This window comes from uncultured Xylophilus sp., assembly GCA_913776965.1.
Classification (GTDB): Bacteria; Pseudomonadota; Gammaproteobacteria; order Burkholderiales; family Burkholderiaceae_C; genus Xylophilus.
Genome location: CAJYQL010000093.1, coordinates 1 through 12,268 on the forward strand (window position 1 = coordinate 1; position 12,268 = coordinate 12,268).

Sequence of the window (12,268 nt, forward strand, 5' to 3'; positions counted from 1 at the left end):
CCACCGGGCTGGACACCGACGTCGCCCGCACCAGCCATCCGCTGGTCGCCACGATGCGCGACGCCGGCCTGCTGCAGGCCGATCCACTGGGCCTGGGGCTGCAGGTGGACGAGCGCCTGCGGGTGCGCGACGGCAGCGGCCATCCGGTCGCCGGGCTGTACTGCATCGGGCCGCTGCTGCGTGGCGTGCTGTGGGAGATCACCGCGGTGCCGGAACTGCGCACCGCTGCGCAGCGCCTGGCCGAGGAGCTGGCGATGCTGGCGCAGGTGCGGACCGGGAATGGCAGTGTTGGCGAAGCACGCCAGCTGCAGGCGTTCTAGCGGACTGATCCGGTGCGGCGTGGACGTGGCGTGGGAGGCAACTCTCACGACGCCGCAGTGCGCTTTCCCGATAATGCAATGCGTCGGGACTGACGTCCCTCCCACAGTGCACCCGGCAGGTTCGCCGCAAGCCGCTTGGGAGGCGCGAGGTGAGTCGCGACAGCGCCATCGGCAATGCGTCGCCGACGCGGACGTCGCTCCCACAAGGGCGCGCATCGGCGGCTGGCTCGCCGGCTACTGCGTCGGCTGCGCGCCGCCGCCCACCCAGCCCTCCACTTCGCCCGGCGCGAACGGGCCGAGCTTCTGCCTGACGATGCGGCCGTCGGCGTCGATCAGCACGCTGTACGGCAGCAGGCCCTGGGTGTCGCCCAGGCGCACGCTGGCGTCGGCCGGGCCCGGGGTCTCCAGCGCGATCGGGTAGCCGATCGGCACCCGCTGCAGGAAGGCGCGCACGTCTTCGGCACGGTCCAGGGCGATGCCCAGCACCTGCAGGCCGTCGCTCGGTTGCGCGCGCGCCAGCCGGTCCAGTTCCGGCATCTCGCGCACGCAGGGTTCGCACCAGCTCGCCCACACGTTGACCAGCAGCGGCCGGCCGCGGAACTGGGCCAGGGTCAGGTGGCCGCCGTCGAGCGTGGGCAGGCGCAGCGCCGGGGCAGGATCGCCCGGGCGCGCCGCGGCGACCGGCGGCGCGGCCGCATGGCCGCTGGCCGTGGCGGACGTTGCCGGGGCCAGCGCCGGCGTCCGCCGTTCCCACCAGTGCGCCGCCGCCACGCCGAGCACCGCCGCCACCGCGGCGACCGCCAGCAGGCGCGCGCTGGCGGGGGTCATCGCGCGGCGCGCAGCAGGGCGTCCTCGACCACCGCCTGGCTCAGCACCGGCGGCAGTACCGTCGGCGGCGCGCCAGGGCCATAGACCACGTACAGCGGCACGCCCACCGCCTTGTGCTCGGCGAGGAAGGCGCTGATGCGCGGATCCTCGTTGGTCCAGTCGCCCTTCATGTACACCGCGTCCACCCGCTTGATGGTGTCGCGGAACGCGTCGCTGTCGAACACGTTGCGTTCGTTGGCCTTGCAGGTGACGCACCAGTCGGCGGTCATGTTGACGAACACCACGCGGTTGTCGGTGCGCAGGCGGTCGAGCATCTGCGGCGAATAGGCCACGGTGTTGCGCTCGACGCTGGCGCTGGGCGGCGGCAGCCGGGTCACGCCCCAGGCCGGCACCAGCGCGGCCAGCAGCAGCACGGCGGCCAGGCGCATGCCGGTCTTGTGGTCGCGCCAGCGCGCGCGCTCGAACCACCACAGGCCCAGCGCCAGCAGGGTGGCGCCGATCAGCAGCAGCGCCACCGCGTCCACGCCGCGCTGCTTGCCCAGCACCCACAGCAGCCAGATCGCGCTCAGGTACATCGGGAACGCCAGCACCTGCTTGAGCGTTTCCATCCAGGCGCCGGGCTTGGGCAGGCGCCTGGCCAGCGAGGGCACGAAGCCGATCAGCAGGAACGGCAGCGCCAGGCCCAGGCCCAGGGTCAGGAACACCAGCATCGCCATCGCCGGCGGCGCGGTCAGCGCATAGCCCAGCGCCGGGCCCATGAACGGGCCGATGCAGGCGCTGGACACCACGCAGGCCAGCACGCCGGTGAAGAAGTCGCCGACCGGACCGCTGCGCGTGGACAGCGACTGGCCGACGCCACCGAGGTTGGCGCTGAGGGTGAACACCCCCGACAGGCTCAGCCCGACCACGAACATCAGGTACACCAGCACCGCGACGAAGCCCGGGCGCTGCAGTTGGAAGCCCCACAGCAGGCGCGCGGCCACGGCGATGCCGCCGACCACGGCGAAGGAGGCGAGCACGCCCAGCGTGTACCACAGCGCATGGCTGCGGGCGCGGCCGCGGCTCTCGCCGCTCTGCGCCAGGCCCAGCACCTTCAGCGACAGGATCGGCAGCACGCACGGCAGCAGGTTCAGCAGCAGGCCGCCGCCGAGCGCCAGCAGCAGGATCCACAGCAGGTTCTGCGTGGCCGGCGGCGGTGCGGCGCTGCGCGCGGCGTTGTGCGCCGAGGCGTCCGGCGTCGCCGGCAGGGCATCGGCGGCCGTGGCCGCGGCCGCGTCGTTGGCGTCGGCCTGGCGGCTGTCCAGCGGCGTCACCAGCAGCGGGCTGACCTCGGCCTGGTCGGCCGGGGTGACGGTGCCCTTGGGCAGCGCCAGCTTCACCCGCCGGGTCATCGGCGGGTAGCAGATGCCGTCGGTCTGGCAGCCCTGGAAGGTCGCCACCAGGGTCGCGGCGGTGGCGTCGGCGCGCTGGCGCTGCAGCGGCACGGTGACCTCGGTCTGGTCGAAGTACACCACCACGTTGCCGAAGTGTTCGTCCTGGTGCGAGCTGCCCTTGGGCCAGCGCGGCATGCCGGTGCGGATGCCGGGCGCGCCCTCCAGCGCCAGCGCGGTGCGGTCGCGATACAGGTAGTAGCCGGGCGCCGGGGTGAAGCGCAGCAGCAGGGTATTGCCGTCGCCGACGATGGCTTCGAACTGGAAGGCCTGGTCCGAGGGCAGCGGCAGGCCCTGCACCGCCGCGGTGCCGGGGCCGGGACCGAACAGCGGCTTGGCGCCGTTGCCGGCGCCCGGGCCACTGCCCGGCAGCCCGCCCGTTGCGGTCGGCGGCGGCAGTGCCGGTGCGGGATCGGTGGCGGCCGTGGCGGCCGGCAGGGTCACCTCGAGCAGGCGCTTCTGCGGCGGATAGCACACGCCGGCATCGGCACAGCCCTGGTAGCGCACCTCCAGCTGCACGCGGCTGGTGCCGGGATCGGCGACGCCGCTCTGCACCGCGTTCAGTTCGTCGCGGTAGGTCTCCACCTCGCCGAAGTACGGGTCGGTCTTCTTGTGGCCGGCCGGCAACTGCAGGGTCGGGTTGGGCTTGAAGCCGCCCATCACCTTCACCGCGATGCGGTGCCGATACAGGTAGTAGCCCTTGGCGATGTCCCAGTGCAGCGCGATGCGGCCGCGTTCGGGTGCCTGTGCGCTCAGCGCGAAGGCCTGGTCCACCGGCAGCAGGTCCTTTTCGCTGATCGCCAGGGCGGGGAAGGCGGCCACGGCCAGCAGGCACAGGGCGGCGAGGCGGTGCAGCAGGGTCATCGGCTTACGGTTCCTCACGGGTTTCGGCATGCACCCACTGCAGATAGGCCGGCAGGCCGCCGGCGACCTCGAGTTCGACCAGTTCGGGGACCTCGTACGGGTGCAACGCGCACAGCCGCTGCCGCAACGCGGGCAGGCGGTCGGCGGCGGTCTTGATCAGCAGCAGCACCTCCTCGCCCTGTTCCACCTCGCCTTGCCAGCGATAGGTGGACTGCACGCCGGGCAGGCGGCTGACGCAGGCGGCCAGGCGTTCGTCGACCAGCGCCTGGGCGACCCGCGCGGCGCTGGCCGGATCGGGGCAGGTGCTGAGCAGCAAGCGGAGGGCGGGCGCGGACATGCGGCCGACAGTATAGGGATGCCGGCCGCGCTTTGGCGGCGCCGGTCCGTGGCCGGCCGCCGCGCATCCCCAATCCCTAATCCCTAATCCCCGCCCGCTGCAGCCGCAGCGGGCGAGGCACCACGGCTCAGTTGAGCAACTGGCAACTGGCCGGCTTGGCCGAGGTGAACAGCGACGAGGTCGCCCACTCCGGGTGGTCGATGAACGGGTTGCGGTTGCCCTGGAAGCTGTAGATCACCTCGTTGCGGGCGCGCTCGGCGTCGTCCGGCGGGTCCTGCTGGCTCCACGCGATCAGGGTCGACAGCAGGCCCATGTAGGCCGGAGAGGACGAGGTCTTGACGATCTTGCTGCGGTCGTCGGTCAGCTCCAGGTCCGGCTCGGACTGCCCGGTCTTGGCATCCACGCCACCCTCATAGCGGATCGCCATGTACATCACCGCACGCGCCATGTCGCCCTTGCGGTGGTCCCACACCTCGAAGGTGCCGCTGTTGCCGTCCGGGGTGCGCACCCAGTTGGAATTGCCCGGGTAGCGGCCGCTGCCGCCGCCGAAGCCGGCGTTGGCCTCGGTGGCGCGCTCGCCGCAGTTGCTGTCGCACTTGGCGTAGGGCTTGTTGCCGCGGTCGGCGTTCCAGGTGGCGTCGGTCAGGTACAGCATGTGGGTGTCGGTGTACGGCGCGTAGGGCAGGCCCTTGTTGCCGGTGGCGGTGCCGAAGCCCAGCGAGTTCGGCCAGCTGTGCTCGCGGTTGTACTTCAGGCCGCTGCCGCTGCCGGCACGGTCGGTGCCCTTGGCATAGCTGCGGTTGCGGTAGGCGTCGAGCACGCGCTGGCTGTTGTTCGGATCCTCGTCGGCGATCTCCAGGATGGCCCAGGTGTCGGTGCCGGAGCTGCTGCTGTACGGATAGACGGTGTGGCCCTTGATCGTCTCGTGCAGCGAGCAGCGCAGCTGGCTGGGGCTGGAGGTGTTGACCCGCGAGTAGTAGCTGCCGGCGCCGTTGCCGCCGCCGCCCGAGCTGCTGGCGACGTTGAAGGCGACGCTGCGATCCTGCGCCGGATGCGCGCCGTCGGCATCGCTCACGCGTGCGGCGACGATGCTCAGGGTGCAGCTCTCGCCGGCCTTCAGCGCGGTGTTGGTGGACAGCGCGAACTGGGTGCCGCTGCTGGGGTAGGTCAGCGCCACGCTGCCGGACTGCTGGCAGCTCAGGCCGAACGCGCCGCTGGCCAGGCTCACCGCCTCGCTGAAGGTCACCGCCAGGTCGCCGGCGGCGGGGAAGTCGGTGGCGCCCTGGGTCGGGGTGGTGGCGGTCACGGTCGGCGCGGCGTTGCTGCCGCCGCCGCCGGCGAAGGTCTGGCCGTTGTTGCAGGCGCCGAAGGTGCTGGTGGCGCTGTCGCTCCAGCTGAAGTCGGCCGCGGCGCTGCCGTTGCCGCGCAGCTGCAGCGAGGTGCCGGCCGGGGTGCTGTTGCTCTCGCTGACCGGCAGGTTCTGGCTGGTCATGCCCGCGGCGGGGCCGCCGCCGCCGGTGATGGCGCCCTCGTAGCTGAGGAACTGCACCACCTTGCCGTTGCCGTCGACCAGCGCCAGGCCGTCGTTGGGCCCGTTCTGGATGCCGTTGCTGGCGTAGCTGACGGTGGCGATGCGTACCTGCCCGCCGCAGCTGACCAGGTTGCCGGCCGGCACCGCGCTGTTGGCGTAGACGGTGGCCGACCCCGGGTTGCTGCCGTTGTACAGGTAGACGCGGTAGCCGCTCAGGCTCTCCCCGGCGGTGGCGACGATCTCCACGCCTTCGCCGGTGTCGCCGGCGGCGGTGGCATCGTCGTAATGCAATTCATTGATGAATACGGCGGCCTGGGCCGGCCCGGCAAGGGCGAGCAGGCAGGCCAGCGGCAGCGCAACGGCGGATGGCTTCATCGACAACTCCTTTTGGTGACGGATCCCCCCCTGGGTCCGCGCTCAGCCTAGCCTGCCTCTGTGACACTGTGACGGGATTCGGTCACTGCTTGCCACCGAATGCACGTTCCTGGCAAAAATTTTTTGCCTCCCGCCCTTGAAAGCCCCGGCCACGGCACTACATCAGGCGCATCCCGGCGCTACCGGGTTTTTTCGCGAGCGTTGCTGGCAGTCGTCATGGGCGAGTGCTAACATCGCCGGCCTTTCCTAGACCAATCAATCACTTAAGAGGTCTCACTCAATGAGCATCAAGCCGCTTCACGACCGCGTCGTAGTCAAGCCGATCGAAGCCGACGAAATCTCCGCCGGCGGCATCGTGATCCCGGATTCGGCCAAGGAAAAGTCCACCAAGGGTGAAGTCGTGGCCGTCGGCGCCGGCAAGCCGCTGGACAACGGCAGCGTGCGCGCCCCGGCGCTGAAGGTCGGCGACAAGGTCATCTACGGCCAGTACGCCGGTTCCAGCTACAAGGCCGAAGGCGTCGAGTACAAGGTGCTGCGCGAAGACGACGTTCTGGCGATCGTCGGCTAAGAGCGCCGCCGATCGCGGGAATCGGGAATGGTGAATCGGGAATCGGTCAGGCGCCTTCGTCGCCCGCGATTTCCGTCCCGTCCCGACCGCCCGCTCTTGATCTGCCGATTCCCTGTTCTCCATTCCCTATTCCCGAGGTAACTCAACATGGCTGCCAAAGATATCCGTTTCGGTGAAGACGCCCGTTCGCGCATGGTGCGCGGCGTCAACATCCTCGCCAATGCCGTCAAGGCCACCCTGGGCCCGAAGGGCCGCAACGTCGTGCTCGAGAAGAGCTTCGGCGCCCCGACCATCACCAAGGACGGCGTCTCCGTCGCCAAGGAAATCGAACTGGCCGACAAGTTCGAGAACATGGGCGCGCAGATGGTGAAGGAAGTCGCCTCCAAGACCTCCGACAACGCCGGCGACGGCACCACCACCGCCACCGTGCTGGCGCAGGCGCTGATCCGCGAAGGTTCCAAGGCGGTCGCCGCCGGCATGAACCCGATGGACCTCAAGCGCGGCATCGACAAGGCCGTCGTGGCCGCCGTGGCCGAGCTGAAGAAGATCAGCAAGCCCACCGCCGACGACAAGGCCATCGCCCAGGTCGGCACCATCTCCGCCAACTCCGACGAGTCGATCGGCAACATCATCGCCGACGCGATGAAGAAGGTCGGCAAGGAAGGCGTGATCACGGTCGAGGAAGGCTCGGGCCTGGAGAACGAGCTGGACGTGGTCGAGGGCATGCAGTTCGACCGCGGCTACCTGTCGCCGTACTTCATCAACAACCAGCAGAGCCAGCAGGCCGACCTGGACGACCCGTTCGTGCTGCTGCACGACAAGAAGATCTCCAACGTGCGTGACCTGCTGCCGGTGCTGGAAGGCGTGGCCAAGGCCGGCAAGCCGCTGCTGATCGTCGCCGAGGAAGTGGAAGGCGAGGCGCTGGCGACCCTGGTGGTCAACACCATCCGCGGCATCGTCAAGGTCGTGGCGGTCAAGGCCCCGGGCTTCGGCGACCGTCGCAAGGCGATGCTGGAAGACATGGCCGTGCTGACCGGCGGCACCGTGATCTCCGAGGAAGTGGGCCTGGCGCTGGAGAAGGCGACCATCAAGGACCTGGGCCGCGCCAAGAAGGTGCAGGTCTCCAAGGAGAACACCACCATCATCGACGGCGCCGGCGACACCTCGGCGATCGAGTCGCGCATCAAGCAGATCAAGGCGCAGATCGAAGAGACCTCTTCGGACTACGACCGCGAGAAGCTGCAGGAGCGCGTGGCCAAGCTGGCCGGCGGCGTGGCGGTGATCAAGGTCGGTGCCTCGACCGAGATCGAGATGAAGGAAAAGAAGGCGCGCGTCGAAGACGCCCTGCACGCGACCCGTGCGGCGGTGGAAGAAGGCGTGGTCCCGGGCGGCGGCGTGGCGCTGGTGCGCGCGCTGAGCGCGATCGGCGAGCTGAAGGGCGCCAATGAAGATCAGACCCACGGCATCCAGATCGCGCTGCGCGCGATGGAAGCGCCGCTGCGCGAGATCGTCACCAACGCCGGCGAAGAGCCGTCCGTGATCCTCAACAAGGTCAAGGAAGGCAGCGGCAACTTCGGCTACAACGCCGCCAACGGCGAGTTCGGCGACATGGTCGAGTTCGGCATCCTGGATCCGACCAAGGTGACCCGTTCGGCGCTGCAGAACGCCGCCTCGATCGCCGGCCTGATGATCACCACCGAAGCGATGGTGGCCGAGGCCCCGAAGAAGGAAGAGCCGGCCGCTCCGGGCGGCATGGGCGGCGGCATGGGCGGCATGGGCGGCATGGATTTCTGATCCAGCCGGCCTCGGCCGACCTGTTCCACGCAGTCGAAAGGAGCCCCGCAGCGATGCGGGGCTCTTTTTTTGTGCTGTCGACATGGCGGCATGCCGATGCGTTTGTCTGCGCGTTCGTGCACCCTGGCCAACGCCGCGGCGCATCCACGCATCGCGCCGCGGCAGAACCTGCTTTACCGAGCGTCTGTAGGGCACTTTGGTAAAGACGGCGGAGCCATGTTGCAGGAACGGCTTCAGCCGCGACGAGGCGCTACCGGGAATGCCTGTCGCGGCTGAAGCCGCTCCCGCGAGGACAACGGCGTTTCTCGCCGAGCTGCGGTAAGCAGCGAAGCGGGTCATGGAAGCTGCCTGTGCCGGGCTTGTGCGATCTTCCCGACCGAGGCGCGGCACAGGCGTGCCAGGCGGCAGTGACCCAACCGGACGGATGCGAATGCAGGCTTCGCTCCATGCACCTCAAACACCACGAGACGCTGCGCGCCGGACCCTCGCCCCAACCCCTCTCCCAACGTGAGAGGGGCACGCGATCGCGATGCGCATGCAGTCCATCGTTGCCCAGCAGCGTCTCCGCCAGAGGTGCGGCTGGCACGGCCTGCGGTGGCGATACGGCGAGAATCGACGCGCTGCGCGGCGAATCGCGCACAACGCGCAATCGTCTACAAGTGCGCTGTAGCCGCGTGTTGACAGCGTTTTCAGCGCCATGCAGGTTAGGACGCACGGGCGTCCAGGGGGATCTGCACGCCCGCATGTTCGTCTTCTTCTGTGCGCCGCGGCCGGCGCAGGGTGGCGCGTGCCTGCGGCATGCGCAGCACGGTCGTGGGCGCGGCGCAGCGAAGAGGGCGCCGCAGGTCGTGTTCGCACGGCGCTGCTTCCATCCGCTGCCGGGGACACCGCATGCCACTTCGCTCATCCACCACCCTCGCGTTCGGTATCGTGCTGGCGCTGTACGGCGCCAGCGACGCGCGCGCGCAGGACGCCGACACCGCCGCGCCCAAGGCCGCCGCCACCACCGACCTGGGCCAGGTCGTGGTCACCGGCTCGCGGATCAAACGCTCGGAGGTGGAGGGCGCCGAGCCGGTGCTGACGATCAGCGCGCAGCAGATCCAGCAGGAAGGTTTCCTCACCGTCTACGACGTGCTCAGCACGCTCAACCAGCAGGGCAGCGTCGAGGCCGACACCAAGTACGGCTCGCACACGCCCAACGCCTCGCCGGTGAGCCTGCGCGACCTTGGCCCCGGACGCACCCTGCTGCTGGTCAACGGCCACCGCGTCGCCGACTACCCGCAGCCGTACGCCGGCGAGAGCAACTTCGCCAACTACGCCAACATCCCCTCCGCGGCGGTGGAGCGCATCGAGATCCTCACCGGCGGCGCCTCGGCCATCTACGGTTCGGACGCGGTCGCCGGCGTGATCAACGTGATCCTCAAGCAAGGCTACGAAGGCAACCAGGTGCGCCTGCGCGGCGGCACCGCCACCGCCGGCGGGCGCGACGTGGTCGACCTGTCCTGGGTCGGCGGGCGCAGCGGCGACACGTGGAACCTGACCTACGCACTGCAGTGGACCCGGCGCGATCCGCTGTCGGTCGGCGAGCGGCCGAAGATGGACGACCAGGACGACGAGTCCTACAGCAACTGGACCGCGCAGGCGCGCAAGTACGGCTTCAATCCGTTCACCGGCCTGAGCCTGGTCGACGCCGGCAACAACACGCGCCTGGCGCCGCCCAGCGGCACCTGCGCACGCTTCGGCGGTCAGTTCGTCGACGCGCAGCGGCTGAGCTACGACTACAACAGCGACACCGTGCGCAACCTCGGTGGCTACTGCGGCATGGCCCACGACTACGCCGACTGGCTGGCCGCCAGCGGCGGCGACAGCGGCTCGGCGTATCTGTACGGCACCTTCGACTTCGACAACGGCGTGCAGGCCTGGAGCACGCTGTCCACGACCAAAAGCCTGGGTTACTGGACCTACGACCCGCCCTACGTCTACCTCGGCCCGTTCCACGACACCGGCAGCGACCGCGACCTGTACGCGATCCGCCAGCTCACCCGCTTCGAATCCGGCGGCTGGAAGAACCTGGCCAACACCACCAAGGAACTGTCCTGGGACCTGAGCGCTGGCCTCAAGGGCCGCCTCGCCGATCGCTTCGACTGGGAACTGGCGGTGGGCCGCGCGCGCTACACCGTGGACGAATACGTGCGCACCGTGGACGCGCAGAAGGCCACCGCCTATTTCCTCGGCCCGCAACTGGGCGGCACCGCCGACGGCACGCCGATCTACGATCTGGACGAGTCGCGCTGGTACCAGCCGCTGACCGGCGCGCAGTACAACGACCTGGCGGTGAAGGCGCACAACCGTGCCGATTCCTGGGTCAACCAGGCCAGCGCCAACATCACCGGCGAGCTGCTGCAGGGCTGGGCCGGGCCGATCAAGTTCGCCGCGGTCGGCGAAGTGGCCAAGCAGGGCTACCGGCTGTCACCCGATCCCTGCGCCAACACCTGCTATCCGCTGGACGTGGTCGACTATGGTGGCGGCGAGCGCCTGCGCTACTCCGGCGGCATCGAGTTCGACGTGCCGCTGCTGTCCTCGCTCAACGCCAGCCTGGCGGCGCGGCACGACCGCTACGGCGACTACCGCGCCTACGGCAGCGACCTCGGCGCGGCGATCGGCACCCAGCGCGACACCACCTGGAGCGCCGGCCTGGAGTGGCGGCCGCTGAGCACGCTGCTGCTGCGCGGCAGCGTCGCCACCAGTTTCCGCGCCCCGGACATGCACTACGTGCTCGGCGAACCCAGTTCCACCCAGCAGACCGTGATCGATCAGTACCGCTGCATCCAAAAGGGCTATTACCTCACCGGCGGCTGCAGCGCCGAGAACAGCGACGTGTTCTACCTGATGCAGGTCAATCGCCGCGGCACCCCGGACCTGGAATCGGAGCATGGCCGCTCGGTCACCGCCGGCTTCGTCTGGGACATCGCCGAGGGCCTGTCGCTGACCGCGGACTACTACCGGATTCGCTTGCAGGACATGATCAAGGACCTCAACCGCGACGAGGTGCTCAGCGCCGAAGCCGGCTGCCGCACCGGCCTGACCACCGCCGGCGGCGTGTGGGTCAATCCCGGCGGTGCCGAGTACTGCGCGCGCATCCTTTCGCGCGTGGCGCGCGATGCCGCCGGCCGCGTCACCGGCATCGAGCAGGGGCCGATCAACATCGCGCAGATGCACGTGTCCGGCGTCGACGCCTCGCTGAAGTACCGCCTCAACACCGCGCGCTGGGGCAACTTCAGCTTCGCCCTGGATTACAACAACCTGATCGGCTACCACGAGCAGACCTATCGCACCGACGACGACAAGAACCTGCGCGACCAGAAGATCCGCAGCAAGCTGCGCGGCAGCGTGCACTGGGAGAACGGCGGTCCGCTGGATCTCACTCTCTATGCCAAGCGTTTCGGCTCCACCCAGGCGGTGAACTGGGGCACCTGCACCCGCTTCGACGACGGCTACCAGCCCAGCCCCTCCGACGCCTGCCGCGTCACCGACAGCGGCAACCGCCACTTCGGCGAGAGCACCACGCGTTACTTCGGTCGCGTCGGCCCGGCGCTGTACTGGAACCTCACCGCCGGCTACCGCATCGCCCCGAAGATGAAGGTCAACCTGTACATCAACAACGTGCTCGATACCGTCGGCTACGACAACAAGGAGCGCTACTACGGCTACCAGTTCTACAACACCACCCTGTACGACGCGATCGGCCGCGAGGTGGCGATGGAATATGTGTTGGATTTCTGAGGGGCCGGGATTTGGGAGTGGGGATTCGGGATTGGTTTTGGTTAGCGCTGAAGTCGGCGCGGCGCTACGTAACATGCGGCAGGAACGCGCTTTAGCCCCTCTCCCACCGGGAGAGGGGTTGGGGTGAGGGTCCGGAGCGCGCAGCGCCGCGCAAGAACGCATAGGCGTGTGCTTGTGGAGATTGGATCGCTTGCTGTCGCACCCTCATCCGCCCCTGCGGGGCACCTTTTCCCGGCGGGAGAAGGGAAGCGTAGAAGCGTACTAGCCCCTCTCCCTGCGGGAGAGAAGTTGGGGTGAGGGTCCGGAGTGCACAGCGCCACGCAAGAACGCATGGGCGTGTGCTTATGGAGATTGGATCGCTTGCTGCCGCACCCTCATCCGCCCCTGCGGGGCACCTTCTCCCAGCGGGAGAAGGGAAGCGCACTAGCCCCTCTCCCT

At 69.2% G+C, this 12,268-nt stretch carries 8 protein-coding genes; 4 read left to right on the plus strand and 4 right to left on the minus strand.

The window, feature by feature from the left end:
- A partial coding sequence (locus tag QZ500_RS13495; RefSeq protein ID WP_295855924.1) for an FAD-binding protein occupies positions 1–320 on the plus strand: 320 nt, incomplete at its 5' end.
- Between the two features lie 234 nt (positions 321–554).
- Here QZ500_RS13495 and QZ500_RS13500 read toward each other — a convergent pair.
- From QZ500_RS13500 to QZ500_RS13515, 4 genes are all read right to left on the minus strand, one after another.
- Positions 555–1,148, minus strand: coding sequence for a TlpA disulfide reductase family protein (locus QZ500_RS13500; protein WP_148827983.1), 594 nt, complete (start codon positions 1,146–1,148; stop codon positions 555–557).
- Positions 1,145–3,442: a protein-disulfide reductase DsbD gene (locus QZ500_RS13505; RefSeq protein ID WP_295855925.1), complete on the minus strand. Its 2,298-nt coding sequence runs from the start codon at positions 3,440–3,442 to the stop codon at positions 1,145–1,147. The genes QZ500_RS13500 and QZ500_RS13505 overlap by 4 nt, the downstream gene beginning before the upstream one ends.
- 4 nt (positions 3,443–3,446) lie before the next feature.
- Positions 3,447–3,779, minus strand: coding sequence for a divalent-cation tolerance protein CutA (cutA, locus tag QZ500_RS13510; protein WP_017907317.1), 333 nt, complete (start codon positions 3,777–3,779; stop codon positions 3,447–3,449).
- Positions 3,780–3,906: 127 nt separating this feature from the next.
- Positions 3,907–5,685, minus strand: coding sequence for an endonuclease (locus QZ500_RS13515; protein ID WP_267083854.1), 1,779 nt, complete (start codon positions 5,683–5,685; stop codon positions 3,907–3,909).
- Positions 5,686–5,965: 280 nt separating this feature from the next.
- Between QZ500_RS13515 and QZ500_RS13520 the strand changes: the two genes are divergently transcribed.
- The 3 genes from QZ500_RS13520 to QZ500_RS13530 all read left to right on the plus strand — a co-directional run bounded on the left by QZ500_RS13520 (position 5,966) and on the right by QZ500_RS13530 (position 11,830).
- The gene (locus QZ500_RS13520; protein ID WP_010340979.1) at positions 5,966–6,253 is read left to right on the plus strand and encodes a co-chaperone GroES; all 288 of its coding nucleotides are present in this window, start codon (positions 5,966–5,968) and stop codon (positions 6,251–6,253) included.
- 147 nt (positions 6,254–6,400) lie between these two features.
- Positions 6,401–8,047, plus strand: a complete 1,647-nt coding sequence (gene groL / locus QZ500_RS13525; protein WP_010340980.1) for a chaperonin GroEL — start codon at positions 6,401–6,403, stop codon at positions 8,045–8,047.
- Positions 8,048–8,938: 891 nt separating this feature from the next.
- On the plus strand, positions 8,939–11,830 hold the full coding sequence (locus QZ500_RS13530; protein WP_295855926.1) for a TonB-dependent receptor: 2,892 nt from the start codon (positions 8,939–8,941) through the stop codon (positions 11,828–11,830).
- Positions 11,831–12,268: the final 438 nt, after the last annotated feature.